17 protein-coding genes, 3 pseudogenes and 1 riboswitch are annotated in these 22751 nt (G+C 62.8%); of the genes and pseudogenes, 8 read left to right on the top strand and 12 right to left on the bottom strand.

All coding sequences use genetic code 11. From position 1 onward, the window contains the following. Nucleotides 1–37: 37 nt before the first annotated feature. Both M2396_RS24425 and M2396_RS24420 read right to left on the bottom strand, forming a co-directional pair. Nucleotides 38–442, bottom strand: a pseudogene (locus M2396_RS24425) (methyl-accepting chemotaxis protein); the annotation flags it as partial. Nucleotides 443–625: 183 nt separating this feature from the next. Next, nucleotides 626–1264: pseudogene (locus tag M2396_RS24420) on the bottom strand (PAS domain-containing protein); the annotation flags it as partial. Nucleotides 1265–1530: 266 nt separating this feature from the next. Here M2396_RS24420 and M2396_RS21450 point away from each other — a divergent pair. Continuing rightward, nucleotides 1531–2763, top strand: a complete 1233-nt coding sequence (locus tag M2396_RS21450; RefSeq protein ID WP_259077834.1) for a glycosyltransferase family 1 protein — start codon at nt 1531–1533, stop codon at nt 2761–2763. Here the strand turns inward: M2396_RS21450 and M2396_RS21445 are convergent. Both M2396_RS21445 and M2396_RS21440 read right to left on the bottom strand, forming a co-directional pair. Next, nucleotides 2760–3242 (bottom strand): glutathione peroxidase, encoded by a 483-nt coding sequence (locus M2396_RS21445; RefSeq protein WP_101316572.1) that lies wholly within the window; start codon nt 3240–3242, stop codon nt 2760–2762. The genes M2396_RS21450 and M2396_RS21445 overlap by 4 nt on opposite strands. A gap of 145 nt (nt 3243–3387) precedes the next feature. Then, a complete protein-coding gene (locus tag M2396_RS21440; protein ID WP_101316570.1) occupies nt 3388–3873 on the bottom strand; it encodes a peptidylprolyl isomerase in 486 nt (161 codons plus the stop codon). Here M2396_RS21440 and M2396_RS21435 point away from each other — a divergent pair. Both M2396_RS21435 and pta read left to right on the top strand, forming a co-directional pair. Continuing rightward, nucleotides 3842–4157, top strand: a pseudogene (locus M2396_RS21435) (DUF3565 domain-containing protein). The gene M2396_RS21440 and the pseudogene M2396_RS21435 overlap by 32 nt on opposite strands. Nucleotides 4158–4207: 50 nt before the next feature. Continuing rightward, on the top strand, nt 4208–6295 hold the full coding sequence (gene pta / locus M2396_RS21430; protein WP_101316566.1) for a phosphate acetyltransferase: 2088 nt from the start codon (nt 4208–4210) through the stop codon (nt 6293–6295). Nucleotides 6296–6430: 135 nt separating this feature from the next. Here pta and M2396_RS21425 read toward each other — a convergent pair whose 3' ends face one another. The 8 genes from M2396_RS21425 to M2396_RS21390 form a co-directional block, all read right to left on the bottom strand. Continuing rightward, complete coding sequence (locus M2396_RS21425) at nt 6431–7114, bottom strand: OmpA family protein (protein WP_178080745.1); 684 nt, start codon at nt 7112–7114, stop codon at nt 6431–6433. Nucleotides 7115–7207: 93 nt separating this feature from the next. Next, nucleotides 7208–7852, bottom strand: a complete 645-nt coding sequence (locus tag M2396_RS21420; protein ID WP_259077902.1) for an MBL fold metallo-hydrolase — start codon at nt 7850–7852, stop codon at nt 7208–7210. Between the two features lie 44 nt (nt 7853–7896). Then, nucleotides 7897–8589, bottom strand: coding sequence for a sensor histidine kinase KdpD (locus tag M2396_RS21415; RefSeq protein WP_150573622.1), 693 nt, complete (start codon nt 8587–8589; stop codon nt 7897–7899). Then, on the bottom strand, nt 8586–10193 hold the full coding sequence (locus tag M2396_RS21410) for a tetratricopeptide repeat-containing response regulator (protein ID WP_101322940.1): 1608 nt from the start codon (nt 10191–10193) through the stop codon (nt 8586–8588). Before M2396_RS21410 ends, M2396_RS21415 begins: the two co-directional genes overlap by 4 nt. A 118-nt stretch (nt 10194–10311) precedes the next feature. Continuing rightward, a complete protein-coding gene (locus tag M2396_RS21405) occupies nt 10312–13029 on the bottom strand; it encodes a LuxR C-terminal-related transcriptional regulator (protein ID WP_220633097.1) in 2718 nt (905 codons plus the stop codon). Between the two features lie 219 nt (nt 13030–13248). Further along, a complete protein-coding gene (locus M2396_RS21400; protein WP_101316558.1) occupies nt 13249–14613 on the bottom strand; it encodes a DUF1329 domain-containing protein in 1365 nt (454 codons plus the stop codon). Nucleotides 14614–14639: 26 nt separating this feature from the next. Beyond that, nucleotides 14640–16535, bottom strand: a complete 1896-nt coding sequence (locus M2396_RS21395) for a DUF1302 domain-containing protein (RefSeq protein WP_150570065.1) — start codon at nt 16533–16535, stop codon at nt 14640–14642. Nucleotides 16536–16866: 331 nt separating this feature from the next. Further along, nucleotides 16867–18549, bottom strand: coding sequence for a fatty acid--CoA ligase (locus tag M2396_RS21390; RefSeq protein WP_259077826.1), 1683 nt, complete (start codon nt 18547–18549; stop codon nt 16867–16869). A 169-nt stretch (nt 18550–18718) separates the two neighbouring features. On the opposite strand from M2396_RS21390, the gene M2396_RS21385 reads away from it, so the two are divergent. From M2396_RS21385 to M2396_RS21365, 5 genes are all read left to right on the top strand, one after another. Continuing rightward, the gene (locus tag M2396_RS21385; RefSeq protein WP_150573436.1) at nt 18719–19294 is read left to right on the top strand and encodes an NAD(P)H-dependent oxidoreductase; all 576 of its coding nucleotides are present in this window, start codon (nt 18719–18721) and stop codon (nt 19292–19294) included. A 79-nt stretch (nt 19295–19373) separates the two neighbouring features. Then, entirely contained in the window at nt 19374–19763 is a 390-nt protein-coding gene (locus M2396_RS21380) for a MerR family transcriptional regulator (protein WP_150573439.1), read from the top strand. Nucleotides 19764–19857: 94 nt separating this feature from the next. Next, the gene (locus tag M2396_RS21375; RefSeq protein ID WP_259077823.1) at nt 19858–20823 is read left to right on the top strand and encodes a 2-hydroxyacid dehydrogenase; all 966 of its coding nucleotides are present in this window, start codon (nt 19858–19860) and stop codon (nt 20821–20823) included. Nucleotides 20824–20874: 51 nt separating this feature from the next. Next, nucleotides 20875–21873 carry a class I SAM-dependent methyltransferase gene (locus tag M2396_RS21370; protein ID WP_150570062.1) on the top strand — a complete coding sequence of 333 codons (999 nt, stop codon included), beginning with the start codon at nt 20875–20877 and terminating at the stop codon, nt 21871–21873. A gap of 40 nt (nt 21874–21913) precedes the next feature. Beyond that, nucleotides 21914–22034: riboswitch (yybP-ykoY riboswitch) on the top strand. Between the two features lie 91 nt (nt 22035–22125). Beyond that, entirely contained in the window at nt 22126–22710 is a 585-nt protein-coding gene (locus M2396_RS21365; protein ID WP_178080814.1) for a TMEM165/GDT1 family protein, read from the top strand. Nucleotides 22711–22751 lie beyond the last annotated feature (41 nt).

Below are 22751 nucleotides of genomic sequence, written 5' to 3'. Positions count from 1 at the left end.
TCGGCTCTGGGGCCGGTGCACGGCCCCAGAGCAAGGCTCAAGAACCCAACTGGCTGGAAAACTGCCCCACCACTTCGACCACGCGCTTGGCGCCATCCTGAATCTCGGTTATCACCGCGCCAGTCTCGCCGGCCAGGCTCAGGCCCTGCTCGGCCTGGCGCTTGCTGGTGTCGATGATAGCCACCGCGGCCAACGCCAACTGCTCGTTCTGCTGCACGACCCGGGCGATCTCTTCGGTGGCGGTGCTGGTGCGCGAAGCCAACTGGCGTACTTCATCGGCGACCACGGCAAAGCCCCTGCCCTGCTCACCGGCGCGGGCCGCTTCGATGGCGGCGTTGAGCGCCAGCAGGTTGGTCTGCCCGGCGATATCGCTGATGGTCTTGATAATCGAGCCAATCACCCGTGACTGGGTATCCAGCGCCTGAATACCTTCGGCAGCCTGCTGCATCGAGGCTTCCAGGCCGCGCATCACGCTGACGGTCTGAGTCACCACATCATTGGCCTTGCAGGCGCTGGCATCGGTACCAAGCGAGGTGCTGTAGGCGATATCGGCTGCCTGGGCGACAGCCTGCTCCTGGTTGACCTGGTCGGTAATCACTGTGGCGAACTTGACCACTTTGTAGAGCACGTCGTGGGCGTCGATGATTGGGTTGTAGGACGCTTCGAGCCACACAACGCGGCCATTGGCATCTACCCGCTTGAACCGGTCAGCGACAAACTCGCCACGGCGCAGCTTGTCCCAGAACACCTGGTAACCGGCTGAGTTGGCTTCTTCAGGCTCGCAGAACAGGCGGTGATGCTTGCCTTTGACCTGCTCCAGGCGATAGCCCATGGTCTGCAGGAAGCGCTCGTTGGCGGTCAGTACATGGCCATCGAGGCTGAATTCGATGACAGCCGTTGAGCGCATCAGTGCATTTATCAGGCTCTCGTGCTCACGCGAACTGGCAATGGTCCGGGTCAGGTCGCTGGAGTGCAGCGTGAAGTACTTGATGCGGCCCTCGAAATCGCGCACCGGCTGCAGTATCGAGCGCAGCCACGCCTCTTCGCCATTGCCACGCAGTAGGCGGAAAGCGCCATTGAGGTGGGCGCCGGTGCTGATGGCGGCTTTCATGCGCTCATAGAAATCGAGTTTCTTGACGTGCGCCGGAACGATCTCTTCAAGGCTGCGGCCGAGCAACTGGTCAGCGCGATAGAACATTTCACGCTCAAAGTTGGCATTGACCGTTTCGATGCGCCCCTGCGGATCGAGCTGCAGCACCAGCATTTCGCTGTCGAGGCTGTCCTTGACCTGCTCCATGGACATCAAGTCCTCGCGCAGTTGCTGATTTTCTTTCTTGAGCTTGCTGTTGAACATTACCGCACTCCTGGAGCGCACCGGCCATCCGAATCCATCTGCATCGGCAGATATATGAGCGTTCTTGAGCGGCCTGCGGGGAAATATTCAGCGCACTAGGCATTGCGCAACCAGGCGTCACTTGCCGGTCATAAAGTGGTCATGGGAACGCAATCGGGCAGGCGGAAACTTCTGTCATGAACACTCCAAGCCTGCGCATCACCTTTGTCAGTGAGACATTTGCCCCTGAAGTCAATGGCGTGGCCAATACCCTCGGCCGGTTCAGTGATGGTCTGCGCGAGCGCGGCCACAGCGTTGAGCTGGTGCGCCCGCGCCAGGCCCACGATCCACTGCGCCTTGACGATGCTGACCTGCTGCTGTGCAAAGGCTGGCCGCTGCCGGGTTACCCCGACCTGCAATGGGGCGGTATTTCCCTGCACAAGCTGCTGCGGCGCTGGCGCAGGCAGCGGCCAGATGTGATCTACATCGCCACCGAGGGCCCGTTGGGGCTGAGTGCGCTGCGCGCCGCACGCCGTTTGAAGATTGCCGTGGTCAGCGGCTTTCACACCAATTTCCCGCAGTATGCAGGCCAGTACGGGCTTAGCCTGCTGGCCCGGCTACTGACCCACTACCTGCGCTGGTTCCACCGGCGCAGCGCGGTCACGCTGGTACCAAGCATCAGCCAGCGGGTGGATCTCGAACGACGCGGTTTTACCCGACTGGCCTTGCTCGCACGCGGAGTCGATGCCTGCCTGTTCAATCCCGCCCGCCGCAGCCAGATGCTGCGTGAAGCATGGGGCCTGGCCGAGCAAGACCTGGCGATAATGTATGTCGGCCGGCTGGCTGCGGAAAAAAACCTGAACCTGCTCAAGCCGTGCCTGCAAGCCCTCCAGCAGCGTTATCCACAACGGCGCCTGCGCCTGATCATGGTCGGCGACGGCCCACAGCGGGCCAGCCTTGAGCAGCAACTGCCAGACGCGGTGTTCTGCGGCGCGCAGCGTGGTCAACACCTTGCCGAGCACTACGCCAGCGGCGATGTGTTCCTGTTCCCAAGCCTGACCGAGACGTTTGGCAACGTCGTCCTCGAGGCCATGGCCTCAGGCCTGGCCGTGGTCGCTTATGACCAAGCCGCAGCGGCTCAGCACGTGCGTCATGGGCACAGCGGGGCCGTGGCGATGCCAGGGGATCAGATCGGGTTCATCGATGCAGCGTGCTGGTTACTGGACGAAAGCGAAACCCTGCGCCGGGTTCGCCTGAATGCGCGACAGCATGCCAGCCGCCAAGGTTGGCCAGCCATCGTCGAGCAGTTCGAAGGGTATTTGTGCGATGCCTGGCAGCAGGCCTGCGACGCAACCAGCGCCAGAGCGCCGCTGCCGTTGCCCGTGCTGGGCCGGTTAGCCAACCCCAGCCGCTCGCAACAGCGCCGTTAAGCCAAGGCTTTTTCGATCGCCTGCACCAGTGCAGGGTCATCCGGTGCAGTGCGCGGGGCGAAGCGAGCCAGCACGCGGCCGTCCTTGCCCACCAGAAACTTTTCGAAATTCCAGCTGATATCGCCCGGATACTCGGCACCCTCGCCCGCCAGCAGCCGATACAGCGAGTGGCGCTGAGGACCATTGACTTCAAGCTTGCTGCTCAGCGGAAAACTCACCCCGTAGTTGAGGCTGCAGAATTCCTGAATTTCACGCTCGCTGCCCGGCTCTTGGCCGGCGAACTGGTTGCACGGCAAGCCGAGCACGCTGAAGCCCTTGGCCTTGTACAGCTGGTGCAGCGATTCAAGCGAGGCGTACTGCGGGGTCAGGCCACACTTGGAGGCCACATTGACCACCAGCACCACCTGGCCCTTGAACGGCGCAAGGGGCAGATCCTCGCCGTCCAACGCATGCAACGTCAGCTCGTGAAATGCACTCATGATGACTCCCCTTTCCTGCGTTTTGATTGTCGCTGGAGCAAACGGCGCCCACTAAAAAGGCGCGCGGGCCAACCGTCACCCCTCCGATGGAGGGCAAATACGGCTTGCCCGAGCGCCTGGCGACTGTCTGAGCTTAGCGCAGATATCAGTGCTGATGGCCGCCTTCGCCATGGACGTGGCCATGGGCAACTTCTTCTTCGCTGGCATCACGGACCGCAACGACCTTGACCTGGAAGGTCAGGCGCTGACCGGCCAGTGGGTGATTGCCGTCGACAGTTACGTCGTCGCCGTCCAGGTCACGGATGGTGACGATCTGCATCTGGCCGTCCGGCGCCGAAGCGTGGAACTGCATGCCGACTTCGAGCACGTCGACACCTTCGAACATGCTGCGGTTGAGAGTGCTGACCAGCTCGGCCAGGTATTCGCCGTAGGCGTCTTCCGGCTCGATGGTAACGTTCAGTTCTTCGCCGACGTCTTTACCTTCCAGGGCTTTTTCCAGGCCTGGGATGATGTTGCCGGAACCGTGCAGGTAAACCAGCGGCGCGCCGCCGGAGGAGCTGTCAATCACCTCCCCGGCGTCGTTGGTCAGGGTATAGTCGATGGAGACGGCCTTGTTGGCGGCGATCGGCATGGGGGCGAGACCTTTTGCAAAAGAATGTAGAGCGGACAAGTGTAACCAACGCATCGCCCGATTGCGAACGCACTGCAGGCGATGCCCGCCCCGTCAGTCGGGTCAGCGGTTTTCATCAGGATGATCAGGGCCACTGGGTGGTCGAGCTGACGTGCGGGCATACCCAGCACCTGCGCCATCAACCACCCTGGCAAGCACGCCCCTGGGTGCTCGAGGCCACCGAGCGCGAACAGCGCATCGGCCAGACATTCGCGTGTGGATGGTGCGCACAAGGCGCCGATTAGCGATACCCTTGGCGATTGGTTCTTTGCACCGCTTATTTCGAGAAGCACGCATGCAGACATTTTTCATCGCACCGACCGACTTCGGTGTCGGCCTGACCTCCATCAGCCTCGGCCTGGTCCGCGCGCTCGAGCGCGGCGGCCTCAAGGTCGGCTTCTTCAAGCCCATTGCCCAGCCCCATCCGGGTGACACCGGCCCGGAGCGCTCGACCGAGCTGATGGCGCGCACCCACGGCCTGAAGCCGCCGACGCCGCTGAGCCTGGGCCAGGTCGAGCGGATGCTCGGCGACGGCCAGCTCGACGAACTGCTTGAAGAAATCATTCGCCTGTACCAACAGGCCTGCGTCGGCAAGGACGTGGTGGTGGTCGAGGGCATGGTGCCGACCCGGCATGCCAGCTACGCGGCGCGGGTCAACCTGCATCTGGCGAAAAGCCTGGATGCCGAGGTGATTCTGGTGTCGGCGCCGGAAAACGAAGTGCTCAGCGAACTGTCCGGCCGTGTCGAGCTGCAGGCGCAGTTGTTCGGCGGCCCGCGTGATCCGAAGGTACTTGGGGTGATCCTCAACAAGGTCCGCACCGAAGAGAGCATGAGCGAGTTCGCCAGCCGCCTGCGTGAGCATTCGCCGCTGCTGCGCGGCAATGACTTCCGCCTGCTCGGCTGCATCCCCTATCAACCCGAGCTGAACGCGCCACGCACCCGCGATGTGGCCGATCTGCTCGGCGCTCAGGTAGTGAACGCCGGTGACTACGAGCAACGGCGGATGAACACCATCATCATCTGCGCCCGAACCGTGGCCAACACAGTGCCGCTGCTCAAGCCCGGCACGCTGGTGGTGACCCCTGGCGATCGCGACGACATCATCCTTGCCGTAAGTCTGGCGGCAATCAACGGCGTGCCGCTGGCGGGCCTGTTGCTGACCAGCGACAGCAAGCCTGACCCGCGCATTCTCGAATTGTGCCGAGGCGCACTGCAGGCCGGCCTGCCGATCCTGTCGGTGAGCACCGGCTCCTACGACACCGCCAACCGGCTCAACTCGCTCAACCGCGAGATCCCGGTCGACGACCGCGAGCGCGCCGAATTCATCACCGACTTTGTCGCCGGCCAACTCGATGCCGCCTGGCTGCACCAGCGCTGCGGCACGCCGCGTGAACTGCGCCTGTCGCCGGCGGTGTTCCGCTATCAGCTGATCCAGCGCGCCCAGCAGGCCAACAAGCGTATCGTCCTGCCCGAGGGCGCCGAGCCGCTGCTGGTACAAGCGGCCGCGATTTGCCAGGCGCGTGGGATTGCCCGCTGCGTGCTGCTGGCCAAGCCCGAAGAAGTCCAGGCGGTCGCCCGCGCGCAGGGCATTACCCTGCCGCCGGATCTGGAAATTCTCGACCCTGATTTGATCCGTGGGCGTTACGTCGAGCCGATGGTCAATCTGCGCAAGAGCAAGAACCTCAATGCGCCGATGGCCGAACAGCAGCTGGAAGACCCGGTGGTGATCGGTACCATGATGCTGGCGCTGGATGAAGTCGACGGTTTGGTCTCTGGCCTGGTGCATTCGACCGCCAACACCATTCGCCCGGCCCTGCAACTGATCAAGACCGCGCCGGGCAGCAGCCTGGTGTCGTCGGTGTTCTTCATGCTGTTTCCGGAACAGGTGCTGGTGTACGGCGACTGCGTGATGAACCCGCACCCGAGCGCCGCCGAGCTGGCCGAGATCGCCCAGCAGAGCGCGCAGTCAGCCGAGGCCTTCGGCATTGCGCCGCGGGTGGCGATGATCAGCTATTCGAGTGATTCGGCCAGTGACGAGGAAGTCGACAAGGTGCGTGAGGCAACGCGTCTGGCGCAGCAGGCCGAACAACGCCTGGTGATCGATGGGCCGTTGCAGTATGACGCTGCCGCCAACCCGGAGATCGCCCGCCAACTCGCACCGCAAAGCCCGGTGGCTGGGCGCGCGACGGTGTTCGTGTTCCCTGACCTGAATACTGGCAATACCACCCACAAGGCGGTGCAGCGCAGCACTGACGGGGTCAGCCTGGGGCCGATGCTGCAGGGTTTGCGTAAACCTGTGAACGACCTGCCGCGCGGGGCGCAGGTGGATGACATTGTGCATACCATTGCGCTGACGGCGATTCAGGCCAGCAGGAATATCTGAGTGGATCTCGGGGCTGCTTTGCAGCCCTTTCGCGACACAAGGCCGCTCCTACAGACGCGCACGGTCCTTGTAGGAGCGGCCTTGTGTCGCGAAAGGGCCGCAACGCGGCCCCAAAAATCTCAACGTAAACGCAGATTACTGCTGATACTGCTGCCCAGGAATCGGCTTCAGGTTGACTTCAACCCGGCGATTCTGCGCACGCCCGTTGGCATCGGCGTTGCTCGCAATCGGCTGATCCGGGCCAAGGCCACGTACCGACACCCGCGAAGCATCCACGCCCTGCGAGGTCAGATAAGTGCTGACCGCCTGCGCGCGACGTTGCGACAGGTCCATGTTGTGCTGGCGGCTACCGGTGCTGTCGGTGAACCCGACCACTTCAATGGTGTTCTGGTTGAACTGCTTGAACGAGCCTGCCAGGTTGTTCAGCGGGGTGTAGAAGCTTGGCGAGATGTTCGCCGAGTCGGTGGCAAAGGTGATGTTGCCTGGCATGATCAGCTTGATCTGGTCACCTTCACGCTGCACTTCGACGCCGGTGTTGGCCATGCTCTCGCGCAGCGCAGCTTCCTGCTTGTCGGCGTAGTAACCGTAACCGGCAGCGGCAGCACCTACCGCAGCCGCGCCGATCAGCGCGCCCTTGCCGCGGTTGTTGTGGTCGATCGCAGCGCCGGCTACAGCACCGGCCAGAGCACCCAGGCCACCGTACTTGGCAGTCTTGCTCATGCCGCCAGAACCCTGGCCTTGGTTGTCATAAGGGTTCTGGCCAGCACAACCTGCCATCAGGGCAGCGGCAGTAGCGACGATAATCAGACGACGCATCATGGAAAGCTCCTACAGAAATTCAAGTGTGCAGTGATCGTACGTTGACCCATGCTGGGTTTGGATCATTGCTGGGCTGAATAATTCCATGAATATTCAAGCGCGTACGAAAGGATTCTCGCGCATCTCATCGCCCAGGCGCGTATCTGGGCCATGCCCGGCCACCACCACCGCGTCTTCATCCAGCCGGTATAAACGGTCCTTGATCGAACGCACGATAGTGCGCTGGTCGCCACCCCACAAATCGGTGCGGCCAATCCCGCGGCGGAACAAGGTGTCGCCGGCAATCAGCAGCTTGGCATCGGCAAACCAGAAGCTCATCGAGCCCGGGCTATGCCCAGGCGTGTGCAGCGCGACGCCACAGCCGCAGGCCAGCTCCTCTTCATCGGCGAGCCAGCGATCCGGTGGCGGTGCGGGGGTATATGGCACGCCGAACATCTGGCACTGCATCTCCAGGTTGTCCCACAGCGGCTGGTCGTCCTTGTGCAGGTGCAAGGTCGCGCCGGTCAGCTCCTTGAGCCGGCCAGAGGCGAGAAAGTGATCAAGGTGGGCATGGGTGTGGATAATGCTGACCAGCGTCAGGCCGTGGACCTGCAAGCGGGCGACGATCTTCTCTGGATCACCGCCCGGGTCGACGACGATGGCTTTCTTGCTCAGCGGATCACCGATCAGGGTGCAGTTACACTGCAAAGGCCCGACCGGGAAGGTTTCGCGGATAAGGCTTGGGGCGGCGCTGGTCATGGGGGTTTTGCTCAGCTGAAGAATGCTGAGCATGATACCTCGACTCAGGGCAGATAGAGCCTGAACAAACCGCCACCGAGGGCGCCACCGTTGCTGATTTCGATTCGGCCGGTAACGCCATTGCGCTCATGCAGGGCCGCAATCCGTGCCGCGAAGTACAGGCCCAGGCCAGTGCTGCCGGTGCTGGCGTCGAGGCCCTGAATGTAATCCTGCTGCCGCTCGAGCATGCGCTCGGGATAACCCGGGCCGTCGTCGTTGACGCTGATGATCAACTGCTCGCCGTCTTCTTCAATACCGATCAGCAAGGCGTGGCCGGCGTAGCGAATGGCGTTGGTGAGCACGTTGGAGATCACCGAAGCCACCAGCTCTCGGTCGAAGAAGCCCAGCGGGCTGGCGCTTTCGATACGCCAGGTGGCGAGGATATCGCGGTGCTTGAGGATCTCCTGATGCGCCGCCAACTGCGCCTCGATGAAATCTTCCAGCTCGTGGTAGCCAGGGCAGATCGGCAGCTGATTGACGCCCAGCTTGTACAGCCCGAGCATCTGCACCAGCATGCCGTTGAGGTGGCCGAATTCGTGCTCAATGACGCCCTGCTCGGTGCCTTGCCGCTGCGCTTCGGGCAGCCGCGCCAGCCATTGGTTATGCGCCTGGATCAACGCTGACAGTGAGTTTTTCATGTCGTGGACAGTGGAGGCGATCACTGTCGAGAAATCCAGCCCCGGGTTTTCCTGGTTCATGCGCCAAACACCCGCATATGCAGTTTTCGATAACGCTCGTAGCGGCTGTCGCTGGCGGGGATGCCGGCCACGCTTTGCAGGCAGCTGCGACACTCCAGCATGTATTCGGGCGAAGGCGACTCACCGGCGATACGCAACAGGGCCTGAGCCGTGTTCAAGGCGATACTGATATTTTTTGGCTGTAGCGACAGCGCTCGGCGGAACATGCCCAAGGCCTCGTCGAGCTGGCCGGTCTGATAGCAGCGTACCCCTTGGCGGTTGAGATCGACCGCTTCGGTCACGGCGCCCAGCACCGTTGGGTCGTCGGTCATCTTGGCGACGCTCTGCATGACCTTGGGGTCATCGCCGTAGGTTTCCACGCAACCCTTGAGGATGCTGGTGCCGGCTGCCTCCTGGCCCAGTTGCTGGAGCTGCTTGGCCACGGTCAGGGCGGCGTCGACCGAGAAGAACTGGTCCATGTTGTCCAGCCGCTGCATGGCCTGCTCGGTCAACTTGGCGGCGGTTTCAGGGTCGCCGGCCTGTTGCAGGCTGGCCGCCTTCATCAACCGGGCACGCACTTGCAGGCCCTGGTCCTCGCCGTTCTCCTTGGCTACCTCACTGAGCACGGTGTTGATCTCGACCCGGGTGCGTGCGTCGAGGCCAAAACCTGCGTTCTTGCTCATCAGCGCCTGAGCCAGGCCAAGGTTGGTTTCGGCGTCCTTGTAGCGCGAGCTCTGGCCCTGGCTGACAGCGTGACGGAAGGCCTTGGACGCGCTTTCGAAATCGTCGTTGCCCATCGCCAGCTTGCCCAGCGCGGCCTGCCGGCGTACCGCCAGTGGCGACAGGCGCACGGCCTCCTCGAGCATGTGCTGGGCACGCTTGTTATCGCCCTGGGCGACCAGCACATCGGCCATGCCGTCATACAGCCCCGGCATGATCGGGAAGGCTTTCAGCGCCTGCTCGTACACGCCCTTGGCCTGATCGTTCTGGCCGCGCTTGTGCAGCACGCTGCCGAGCATCGAGTAGACCCACGGCTGCGGCCTGCTGGCGAGGATCGACGAGAGAAACTTCTCCAGCTCTTCGAAGCGGCCGAGATCGCGCAGGGCATCGGCGCGGTAGCGCAGGCACAGCGGGGCAAAGCGCGGGTCCTGCTTGCACAGGGCAGCACAGGCGGCCATCACTTCGGCCGGACGACCGCGATCAAGTGCCTGCAGAATCGGCTTGAGCAGGGTTTTGCGCTGCAGCAGTTTTTCCAGGCGCTGGGCCAGACCGACACGGTTGAACGGCTTGGTCAGGTAGGCATCCGGCTCGTGCTCGAGGGTGCTGAGAACGATGGCCTGGCTGCTCTCGGCGGTGACCATGAGGAACCCGCACTCGTGGCTGATCAACTTGTCGAGGATCAGGTCCTCGAGTACCTGCTGACCGTTCTTCTTGCCATCTCCCAGGTGAAAGTCCTGCAGGATGAAGTCATAGCGTTTCTGCGCGCACATGCGCAGCGCCTGTTCGCCGCTGTCAGCGGTGTCCACATCGCGCGCGCCCAGCTCGCGGAGCATGGAGCGGGCCGAGGTGCGAAAGTCGGTGAAGTCGTCGACGATCAGAAAGCTTTTTTGCCCGTACTGCAGCATCAACACGACCTGTCATGGCAGAGGATGGAAAATGACCCGAGGCGATGCGTGTCGCCGACCTGTTTATCGGCAGCAGGTAGAGAAAGCTGAGGGCGAATTCGCAGGCCGTAGCGCAGGCTCAGGGCAGCAGGCCTAGCGCCTTGGCCTTGGCTACCGCCTGGGTGCGGCGCTCCACGCCAAGCTTGCTGTTGATGTGGCTGGCGTGGGTCTTGACGGTGTGCAGCGAGATGAACAGGCGCTCACTGATCTGCTGGTTCGAGCAGCCTTGGGCGATCAACTCAAGCACCGCCAACTCCCGCCCGCTCAGGGCTTCGCCGGTGCCACTGGCAACCACCTGCGGCTGCGGCAGGCGCGCCAGCAGGTCGAGCTGGACGCTGCTGGCGGGGCGCGTCGACAGCTGCTCGCGCAGCCACAGCGGCTGTTCATCCAGCAACCGTTGAAACGCTTGCAAGGCGCCACCCTGGGCGGCCAGTAGCGCTTGCGGCAACAGGCTGGCAGCGGACTGCTCGCGGCCCTCGGCCAGATGCAGGGCAATCAGCTGGCACAAGGCGCTGGCCGCCAGCAACTGACCGCCACTGGCCTGGCCGCGCTCGACCAGCCTCTGCAGGCGCGCGACAGCCTGCGCCGAACGGCCCTGGACGCGCTCCAGCAGCGCCTGTTGCAGCTCGATGTGCAATGGCAGTAATGGGTGAAACTCCGGCGCCGCAGCGGGCTGCTCGCCGCCATAGGTCTGAGCGAGCCGCAGCAGCCATGATTCGGCCAGGTCGGTACGGCCCTGGGCCAGCCACAGCTCGCACTTCACCAGGGTGATCATCGCCAGGTAGAAGATTGGCGGTACGTCCCAGATATGCATCAAGCGCTCGGCTTCAGCCAGTTCGGCGAAGGCTTCGGCATACTGCCCTTCGCGGCCGTCCAGCGAGGCAATCACGCAGTGCCCGATCAGCACGCTGATATCGCGACAGGCGCGCGCCTCACTGAGGCCCGCGCGCAAGCGCGCGCGGCCCTGGGCCGGTTGCAGGTGCGCCGCGAGCAAATGGCCCTCGTACAAGGTCAGCCTGGCGCGCACCGCGTACAGCCGCTGCGCTGACAGATCCTGCAGGCGCAACAAGCCCTGACGGACTTCATCCAGCGCCCGGCGGATTTCACCACGGGCGTGCAGCACCCGCGCCCGATCGTAATGGGCGAGTGCCTCGAACAACGGGTTGCCGACCCGCTGGGCCAACTCCAGCGCTTCGCGGTTCCAGCCACGCGCGCGCCAGAAGTCGGCGTCGGCAATGGCCAGGTTGGACAGTGTCGACAGGCACACCAGACGTTGGCCGTAGCGCTTGTTGGGCAGGCTCTGCAGCGCTTCGCTGCAATAGCTCAAGGTGCGTTCACGGTCGCCGCGGCCGCGAGCGATCACGCCACTGAGCGCCAGCCACTGCGCCAGCATCGAGCGCTGGGCGGTGGCCGAGGGCGCCGGCAAAAACCGGCTGAGGTGCGCCGCCAGTTCTTCGGCAGCGTCCAACTGGCAGGCCAGGCCCAACGCCCAGCTGTACAGCACGATCAGCCGCGGCGTGCTGATCAACAGGCTGTCGGGCAGGTCCATCTTCCAGCGCAGGAGCATGCCGACGTTCTGCTCGGCCAGCAGTTGCTCCTCGGACAGGCTCTGCACCAGGTCCGCCGCCACATCCAGATGGCCGGCGCGCAGGGCCTGCTCGACCGCTTCGTCAAGCAGGCCCTGGGCCTGAAACCAGCGGCAGGCGCGCAGATGCAGATCAGCCAGCGGCGCGCTGTGCTGGCGGCTGCGCAGCAAATCAGAGAACAGATGATGGTAGCGATACCAATGGCCGTGTTCATCCAGCGGCACCAGAAACACCTGATGCGCTTGCAGGTAGCGCAGGATGCCGGCGCTGTCCTGACGTGCGCGCAGGGCGTCGCACAGCTCGGCGCAGAAGCGCTCCTGGCAGGCGGTTTCGTACAAAAACGCCTGCACGTCGGCCGGCAGGATATCGATCACTTCTTCGAGCAGATAATCACGGATCAGCCCTTCGCCGCCATGCAATGCCTGCGGCAAGGCATGTTCGTCGCCCGACTCGCTGGCTGCCAGCTGCCAGAAGCGCAGCCCCGCTACCCAGCCATCGCTGCGCTGGATCAGGTTGTCCAGTGCCTGCCCGCGCAAGCCGGTGGGCTGTCGGCCGAGCACCGCCAGCGCTTCATCGGCAGTAAGGCGCAGGTCCTGCTCGTTGAGTTCGCTGAGTTGGCGCGACAGGCGCAGACGGGCCAGGTGCCAATCGGGGCGCTGGCGGCTGGTAATCATCAGCACCAGGCCGTTTGGCAGGTGATTGAGGAAGAACTGCAAACACCGGTCGAGCACCGCCCCCTGCGCCAGATGGTAGTCGTCAAGCACCAGCAGGATCGGGCTATCGCTTTGCAGGTACAGCGCCAGCTCGTCGAGCAGGCCGTCGAGCCACTCTTCGAAGGCGAACGGCTGATGACGCTGGCGCATCTTCAACAGGCCCATGGCCTGCCCGCCCAAGGCCGGGCAGTACTGCTGCAAACCTTCCAGCAGGCGCTCGAGGAAACGCCCAGGGTCGGCATCCCTTTGGCTCAACCCCAGCCACAGGCTGCGCCAGTGATCAGGCAGGGACTCGCAGAACTCGATCGCCAGTGAGCTTTTGCCGAAGCCGGCTGGCGCGTTGATCAGCAACAGCCTGCCAGACAGCCCCGCATGCAGACGCTGGCACAAGCGCCCACGGGGCACGTGGCCATCGGGCAACGGTGGCCGGAAAAAACGCCCGTCCAGCAGGCCAAGGGCCTGGCTGGTGTATCCATGCGTACGGGACAGATCAGTCATGGCCGGCTCGTTATGAGGGAGACATCAGCACAGCAGGTTGTTGCGAGACTAGCGGGTATCGCAGCCTATTTGAAGATGATGGGTGTGTTTATCCGGTAAAAGACTACGACAAAAAACGACAGAGCTGATTTACGGCAACCCATCAGTGCGCACCGGAAATCAAAACGCCCCGGCGGGCCGGGGCGTTCTGGGAGTCACGCGGAGTTTTAGCTGCGTTGATTAACGAATACCGTCCTGGCGCAACGCTGCTGGCTGGAAGTCGGCCTTGCTGGCGGTGAAGCCAAAGTCATAGGCACGTTTTTCTTCGTTTTTCAGACCCAGGGCCAGGTAGCGACCCGACTGCAGGTCATAGATCGCCTCGAGGGTGTACCACGGTACCTGGTTGTTGTAATAGTCCTGAGCATGCGCTTCGGACACGCGCCACAACTGGTTGCGACCGTCGTACTGGTCGATCACCGAGGCTTGCCAGGTATCCTCATCGATATAGAAGTCGCGCTTGGCATAGATATGCCGCTGGCCCGGCTTCAAGGTCGCGACCACATGCCAGACCCGGCGCAGCTCATAGCGGCTAAGGTCCTGGTTGATGTGGCCGGGCTTGACGATATCGGCGTATTTCAGGCTTGGCGAATCGAGCCTGTAGGTGTTGGAGGCGATGTACATCTCCTTCTTGCCTTCAAGCTTCCAGTCGTAGCGATCTGGCGCGCCGTTGAACATGTCGAGGTTATCGGATGTACGCAGCCCGTCCGCCGCAGTACCCGGACCATCGTAGGACACCTGCGGTGCCTGGCGCACGCGGCGTTGGCCGGCGTTGTAGACCCAGGCCTTGCGCGGCTCCTTGACTTGGTCAAGGGTCTCGTGGACCAGCAGCACGGTGCCCGCCAGGCGCGAAGGCGCGGTGACCTTCTGCTTGAAGTAGAACAGCACGTTGCCCGGGTTCGCTGGATCGTAATCTTTCAGCTTGTCGCGGAACACAAACTGGTCCGAGAACGATACCGGGCTGTAGGAGCCGTTGGGTTGCGGCGTGACCTGGGTAACCAGGCGCGTCACGCTGCCACCGCGATAGCGGGTGATATGGTTCCAGATCACTTCGACGCCGCTCTTGGGAATCGGGAACGGAATAGCCGTCTCGAAGTTTTCCAGGCCGTTGCCGCCCGCAACCAGATTGGTCTTGGTGGCGTTGCGCTTGATCGCGGCAAACACTTCATCCGGCACGGTCGAGCCGCGATGGGTCGGGTAGACCGGAATCTTGTAGGTCTCCGGGTAGCGCTTGAACATCGCGTACTGGCCAGGCGAAAGCTTGTCCTTGTACTGCTCGACGTTCTGCGCGGTGATGGTGAATTTGGGCTTCTCGCTGCCATACGGGTCAGACAGGAACCCCTTGGCATCGACGCTGCCAGCGGTTTTCGACAGCGGTTGCCAGGCCGTGATGGAGCCGTCGGCGTTACCGGCTTTTTCCGCACCCATCGGCGTCAGGGTGCTGCCGAGCTTGGCCGCCTCGTCAGCGGAAACCGCAGCCATGACGCTGGTTGCCAGCAGGGACATGCCCAGTACACCGGCCTTCAGCAGACTTCTGGTCTTGTTCATTGGTTGGTCGTCCTGGATCAATGGGCTTAGAAGTTCACGCCGAAGCTGAGCGCAACGAAGTCGCGGTCATCCACGGTGGTGTACTTGCCGTCAAAGAAGTTGGTGTACGACAGGCTCGCTGTGTAGGTGTTCTGGTATTCGGCATCGAGGCCCAGGCTTACGGCCTTGCGCCCTTCTTCGAAGTTGGCGCCCGGGCCAGGTGAGTAGCCGGACACGTCGTGCGACCAGGCCACGCTTGGCTTGAGGTTGACCCCAGCGAAGACGTCGTTGTAGTCCCAGATCACGCGGCCTCGGTAACCCCACGAAGTACTGGTGGTATAGCCATCGTTTTCGCACTTGCGGCTGAGGTTGGCGGTGGATGCGCCCGCGCCGGCGCCACCGATTGTGCTGTTATTGAGCGCCACACAGGTATCCGCGCCACCGGTCGCTGGCAGCGGCCCCGGGCCATAGACCGGGTCACGGCCATAGCGGATTTCGCGGGCGTTCTCCAGGCCGCCAACGTGAGTCACGCCGACTTCGCCGACCACAGTCATGCGGCTGGCGCCCATCACTTGATCGAAGAAGTGCGTCAGGGTGGTCTGGAACTGAGTGATTTCCTTGCGACGGTAGCCGTGCAGGTCCTGCCCAGGTGTGCCAGTGAGCAACGATGCGTTGGTCAACCCGCCGCCGATCGGACGTACGCCGGAGAACAGGATGTCGGTGGTGTTGAGCTGCACCGGCGCGTTTGGCCGGTAGCTGACTTCACCGCTCCAGGCGGTACCGGTTGGCAGCGTGGTGGAGAAGCTCAAACCGTACAGGCGGATGTCTTCCGGGTACTCGACGAAGTATTTCGAGTTGCCCGCAACGATCAGCGGCGCCAGACCCTGCAGCGGTGGCGGCAAACCGGCGAGGCCAGCGAACACCGATGGATCGGCGCCGGTGGCACTGAAGATCGGCGCACGGCTGTGATAATTCATGAAGTAGGCGCCGAACTCGGTGTCCAATGGCTCGAACATGTAGCGCAGCGCGACCCCGAACTGGCCACTGTCACGGGCATCGCGGTCAGCACTGCGCCGCACAAGCACGCCTTCGTTGTTGTAGTCCACCCCGCTCCCGGCCAGGATGCCCTGCGCTATAGGTGGCAGCCCGCTCAAAGTTCGCCCACTGCTGAGCACCCGCAGATTGTCGGTACAGCCGTCGGCAATGATGTCCGGCTGAGAGAAGAAGGTGCCGCAGTTATCGACAACCGTCTGGTCCCATTCCAGCTGGTAGAAGGCCTCGGCCGAGAGGTTGTCGGTCAGGCTCTGCGAGATATAGAACATGTTGACCGGGATCAGGCCTTCTTTGATCTCGGCGCCTGGACGGCGGAAGGCAGCCACGTCAATCGGGTTGATCGAGTTGATGCCACCGCCAATGAAGGTGCTTTCACCCCAGCTGACTACCTGCTTGCCGAAACGCACCGAACCGGGTTGGTCGGCAATCGAGTAGTTGTGATAGACGAACGCATCGAGCAGCTCGGCCCCGGAAGACTTGGCGCCTTCCTTGCGATTGGAGTCGCTGATGTCCTTGAACTCGCGGTGCTCATCCTTGAGCTCGAAGTCATACCAGTACTTGCCCCGGACGAAGATGCCGGTGTCGCCGTACTTCAGTTCGAGGTCATGGATGCCCTTGAAGATTTTCGAGAAGGTCTCACCGCGCTTGAAGTTCAGGTGGCCATCGTCGGAGGTCTGCGAAAGCCCTTTGCCACCATTGTTGACGCCGATCAGGTTTTTGTTCGGGCTGGCTGTCGACCAACTGGCGCCGACCGACAGCGACGAATCGAACTGGCCTTCGATTTCACCGATGTTGAAACTGACCGCGAATGCAGGGCTTGCGAGCGTAGAAGCGAGGCTGACGGCAAAGGGCAGTCTTGCCCGACGCCAGAACGGGTGTGCAGATTTCATCGACGCTACTCCATGTTCTTTTTTGTTATGGCAGTGAGTCCTTGCAGAAACGGTCCGGCTGACCGGTAGGCAGGCTTGCACCTGCGACGCTGCGAGTTGCACGCAGCGCTCCCCCTCCGTTTCTGAAAACCCCTGGCCCCGACTATAGCCAGCAGGCTCGGACGCTAGATCCCTCTAAAGTGTGATTTGCGTTCCGTGCCCGTCGCTCGCCCCGATCTGGTCCGGTGTGCGAGCTGACAGTGCTCTAGCATGGCCCAATTTTCCCATTTGACAAGGCGCCATCCTCTCTGCAATGCGGGTCGCGCCTAATTCGCCGATGACCCGCTGCGCTTCACAGGGTCGACAGGAACGCGCTGTTGCTGGCCTGCCATTCGACGATGTCGAGGCGGATGCGCTTCTTGTCCAGCTTGCCGACGCTGGTCTTGGGAATTTCCGTAACAACGGCAATCTGGCTGGGAATCGCCCACTTGTTGATATGACCTTGCTCGACGAACGGTTTGAGATGCTCTTTGAGCGCGCGGGCGTCAAGGCTCTGCCCGTCGCGAACAACCAGCAGGGCAAACGGACGCTCGCCCCACTGTGGATCGGCGACACCGACGACTGCCACTTCACGCACCGCCGAATGGCGGCTGATCAAGTCTTCAAGGTCGAGCGAGGAAATCCACTCGCCGCCGGTCTTGATCACATCCTTGATGCGGTCGCGGATGTCGATATAGCCCATGCAGTCGAGGGTGGCGACGTCTCCGGTATGCAGCCAGCCGCCAGCCCACAGCTCGGTGCTTTTTTCCGGCTCCTTGAAATACCCCATCGACAGCCACGGCGCCCGCAGCACCAGTTCGCCCTGGGTCTCACCATCGGCCGGGAGGAAATTGCCATCGCCGTCGACAATCGCGGTTTCCACCAGCGGCACCGGCACCCCGGCCTTGATCCGATAGCTGACCCGCTCGTCATCGCCGCCGGCCTGCAGCTCTTCGTTGATGTGCGCCGCGGAGATCAGCGGGCAGGTTTCGGACATACCATAAGCTGCAGTGAGCTGAATGCCACGGGCCAGCGCGGCCTGATACAGCGCACGGTTGAGCGCACTGCCGCCAATGATGATCTTCCAGCCGCCGAAGTCCTGGCCCTGGGACGCCGGGCAATTGAGCAGCATCTGCAGGATGGTCGGTACGCAGTGGGAGAAAGTGACCTTCTCTTCACGCCAGAGCTTGACCAGCATGTCCGGCTCGTATCGGCCAGGGTAGACCTGCTTCATGCCCATCAGCGTGGCTGCGTACGGGATACCCCAAGCGTGAACGTGGAACATCGGCGTGATCGGCATGTACACGTCATCGCTGCCGAGCAGGCGCACGCTGTCGATGCTGCCCAGTACCGAAGTTTCCGCCAGGGTATGCAGCACCAGTTGCCGATGGGTGAAGTACACGCCCTTAGGGTTGCCGGTGGTGCCGGTGGTGTAAAACATGGTCGCCACCGAGTTCTCGTCGAAATCAGGGAAGGCGTACTGCGGGCTGGCGGCGGCCAGCAGTTGTTCGTACTCGCCGACCAGGTTCGGCAGTTCGGCGCGCTTGTCCGGGCCGTCGGTCAGCAGCAGGGTCTTTTCAACCGTGGTCAGCTGCCCGGCGATGCCTTGGTACAGGCCGATGAAATCGCTGTTGACCAACACCAGTCGGTCCTCGGCGTGGTTCATGGTGTAGAGGATCTGCTCGGGTGACAAGCGCACATTGATGGTGTGCACCACCGCGCCGATCATCGGGATGGCAAACATGCATTCTAGGTAACGATGGCTGTCCCAGTCCATCACGGCGACGGTGTCGCCCGGCTTGACCCCGGCCTCGCTAAGCACATTGGCCAGGCGCGCGATGCGCTCGACCAGTTGTGGATAGGTCAGGCGCAACTGGTCACGGTAGACGATCTCGCGGGTGCGCTCGTAGCGGCTGCCAGACAACAGCAGGCGCTTGATCAGCAGCGGGAATTGGTAAGCACCTTCAGCGGGTTGGATGATGCGCGTCTGCAGCATGGTTATCCCTTTTTCGAGTCGGGCGAGGTCAGGCGCTTACTCTAGAGCGCAGATGTGACAGCCAAATCAGCCGAAGGAATGATTTGCGCGGCGCGGGTATGAGTGCCGCTGTTGACTCTACCGCTAGGGGCAGGCCTTAGCCTCGTTGGCTTGATTGACTGGAGCTGACATGAGCAAACGTATTCTGGTGATCCTCGGCCACCCCGCCGCGGACAGCTTTTGCGCCGCATTGGGCCAGGCCTACATCCTCGCCGCCGGCGAGGCCGGGCATGCCGTGCGTATTCTTGACCTGCCGAAAGCGACCTTCGACCCGGTACTGCACCACGGCTATCGGCAGATCCAGCCGCTGGAACCGGACTTGCGCCAGGCCCAGGAGGACATCCTCTGGGCCGAACAACTGGTGTTTGTCTTTCCGATCTGGTGGGGCGCTACCCCGGCGTTGCTCAAGGGCTTTTTCGACCGTACTTTCCTGCCTGGCTTTGCCTTCAAGTACCGCGAAGACTCGCCATTCCCTGAGCAACTGCTCAAGGGCCGCACCGCCCATTTGCTGGTGACCATGGACACGCCGCCCTGGTACTACCGTTGGGTCTATCGCATGCCTGGCCTGCATCAGATGCGTAAGACCACCCTGGCCTTCTGCGGCATCAAGCCGACCCGCACCCTGACGTTCGGGCCGGTACTCGGCTCCAGTACCAGCCAGCGCGAGCGTTGGGTGCTGCAGGCCCGCAAGCTGGCCGCCAGCTAGCCACGTAGACGCGTTCAGCTGCTTGTGTAAGATGAATCGCCAGCCCAGGCTGGCGCATCGATCACGCAAGGAAGCCCCCATGTACATCGGAAAAGCAGCCCAACTTGCGGGCACCAGCGTCAAATCGATCCGTCACTACGAGAAGCTCGGCCTGCTGCCCGAGCCGCAACGCGCAGGCAACTACCGGATCTACAGCGAACAGAGCGTAGATCGCCTGCGCCTGATCAAATGCGCGCAGCAACTTGGATTCAAGCTGAAAGAGATGCAGGCCATCCTGCAACCTTACCCAGACGGTCAGATTCCCTGGCTGCAGGTGCAACAGGCGCTCGCCGACAAGAAAGCTGCAGTTCGCGCACAGATCACCTCCTTGCAAGGGCTGCACGCGGCGCTGGAAGCATTCGAGCACGAAACTGCTGACGCCCTCTGCACGCTGCAGCCAGAGATCGGGGCAGCGGCCAAGGTCGCATGACAGATTTCAACTAGTCGACATGCGTTTTTTCACCTGATTCTGTAGGGTCTATTACCCTCCCCTTCGCGCACGCTGCCAGAGCACAGGACAGACCATGACCTCCAGCCACACTGCTGTATTTCTTGACCATGACTCACTGGACCTCGGCGACCTCGACCTAAGCGCGCTCAGGGCCTGCTTCGGCACGCTTACGCTACACGGCGCGACCGCGCCGGAGCAGGTTGCCGAACGCCTGCAGGGCGCTACTGTGGCAATCAGCAACAAGGTGCTGCTGGATGCGGACGTACTGGCGGCCAATCCGCAGTTGCAACTGATCCTGGTGGCTGCAACCGGCACCAATAACGTCGACCTGAACGCCGCGCGTGCCCAGGGCATTACCGTGTGCAACTGCCAGGGCTACGGCACTCCCTCGGTGGCGCAGCACACCCTGGCCTTGCTGCTGGCGCTGGCGACCCGCCTGTGCGACTACCAGCGCGCGGTCGCCGACGGTCAATGGGCCAAGGCCAGCCAGTTCTGCCTGCTCGACTTCCCTATCGTCGAACTTGAAGGCAAGACCCTCGGCCTGCTCGGCCACGGCGAGCTGGGCGGCGCCGTGGCACGCCTGGCCGAGGCTTTTGGTATGCGCGTTCTGAGCGGGCAGATCCCCGGTCGCCCTGCACGTGCCGAGCGCCTGCCGCTGGACGAACTGCTGCCGCAGGTCGATGCGTTGACCCTGCATTGCCCGCTCAATGAACACACCCGGCACATGATCAGCCACCGTGAACTGGCCCTGCTCAAGCCCGGCGCGTTGGTGGTCAACACCGCCCGCGGCGGCCTGATCGATGAACAGGCCTTGGCCGACGCCCTGCGCAGCGGTCATCTGGGCGGCGCGGCGACCGACGTGCTCAGCGTCGAGCCACCGGTCAACGGCAACCCGCTGCTGGAGGCGGACGTGCCACGCCTGATCGTGACTCCACACAGTGCCTGGGGCGCGGTCGAGGCACGGCAGCGCATCGTTGGGCAGCTCAGCGAAAACGCCCAGGCGTTCTTTGCCGGCGCGCCGCGCCGCGTGGTCAGCTGAGCCAAGCCAGCCTCTGCTACACTGCGCGACTTTTTTCAGGAGGCGTCGTCCATGGACCCGCGCAGTGAAGTGTTGCTCCGTCAGGCGGAGTTGTTCCAGGGCTCGGTGCTGCTTGCCGGCCTGCCCGCCGACGATCTGCTCGGCCAACTGCCGCAGGCCCACGGCTGGACCTGGCACGCCGGCGACCAGGCCCTGCTCGAAGCGCGCTTTGCCGGGCGCAACCAGCATGGCGTCGAGCCGCCGCAGATGCCGTTCGATGCCGCGGTAGTGTTCATGCCCAAGTCGCGCGAACTGGCCGCCTACCTGCTCAACGCCCTGGCTTCGCGCCTGGCTGGCCGTGAGCTGTATCTGGTCGGTGAAAAGCGCGGCGGGATCGAAGGCGGCGCCAAGCTGCTGCAAGCCTTCGGCAAGCCGCGCAAGCTCGACAGTGCACGCCACTGCCAGCTGTGGCAGGTAACCGTCGACAACGCCCCGCCCGCCACCCCACTGGAAAGCCTGGCTGAACGCTTCGAACTGCCGCTGGCCGATGGTCCGCTGCAGATCGTCAGCCTGCCCGGGGTGTTCAGCCATGGCCGGCTGGACCGCGGCACCGCCCTGTTGCTTGAGCATCTGGACGGCCTGGCGGTTGGCCCGGTACTCGACTTCGGCTGCGGCGCGGGCGTAATCGGCTCGATCGTCAAGCGCCGTTACCCGGACAGCCAGGTAACCATGCTCGACGTCGATGCCTTCGCGGTGGCCAGCAGCCGCCTCACCCTTGCCGCCAACGGCTTGCAAGCTGAAGTCATCAGTGGCGATGGAATCGATGCTGCACCGCGTGATCTGCAGGTAATCCTGAGCAATCCGCCGTTCCATACCGGCGTCCACACTGACTACAACGCCTCGGAAACACTGCTGAAAAAATCGGCTGAACATCTGCGATCAGGTGGCGAACTTCGCCTTGTTGCGAACACCTTCCTGCGCTATCAACCGTACATCCAGCAGGCCCTGGGCAACTGCAAGACGCTGATCGAAGAACAGGGTTTCAGGATTTACCAGGCAAAACGCGGATAGAAAATAGCGCTTGCCCAAACGGATTTGCCTAGGCAGAATCCGCTCCGTCCTAGGGGAGTAGTCTCCCGCAAGCACCTAAGCTTGCCCGGTACGCGTCAACATACTTGGTCCTCAGACCATGGCGCGTACGACCCACGGTCCGCACAGACGGACCCAGGGTTTGACAAGACCTATGACACGCACACCTTACCCGGGGCGGGAAGGCTGTACGTGTCATAGCCGTGTCGACCCGCCCCCGTAGGAACCCTGATGCTGGAATCCCTTCTCGTACCAACCGCCATCGTTGCGCTCGCCGAAATAGGCGACAAGACGCAACTGCTCGCGCTCATCCTTGCTGCCCGCTTTCGCAAACCCTGGCCGATCATCGCCGGTATCGTTGTCGCCACCCTGGCCAACCACGCTGCGGCAGGTGCAGTTGGGGCGTGGGTAAGTGGTTTCTTCACCGAGTCGGTTTTGCACTGGGTGCTCGCCGCAAGCTTTGTCGCAACCGCGTTGTGGACCCTGGTGCCGGACAAGATGGACGACGACGAAAGCAGCGCAGCACGCCGCTTCGGGCCGTTCGTGACGACCTTGATTGCGTTCTTCCTGGCCGAGATCGGCGACAAGACTCAGGTCGCCACCGTGATGCTGGCGGCGCAGTATCCGCACCTGATCATGGTGATTATCGGTACCACCCTGGGCATGTTGATTGCCAACGTACCGGTGGTATTGGCGGGTAACTTTGCGGCGGAGAAGTTGCCGCTGACACTGATTCGGCGCCTGGCTGCCACGGCGTTTGTGGTGCTGGCGATCGTCGCGGTGTATTCGGCGATGAAGAGCAGTGGCTGGATTGGCTGATTCAGCAGGGATTTTGGGGCTGCTTCGCAGCCCCAAAACCG

Source organism: Pseudomonas sp. BIGb0278 (assembly GCF_024809895.1).
Classification (GTDB): domain Bacteria; phylum Pseudomonadota; class Gammaproteobacteria; order Pseudomonadales; family Pseudomonadaceae; genus Aquipseudomonas; species Aquipseudomonas shirazensis.
Note: the sequence above shows the minus strand (reverse complement) of the source record. Positions and strands in the feature narration are given on the sequence as shown.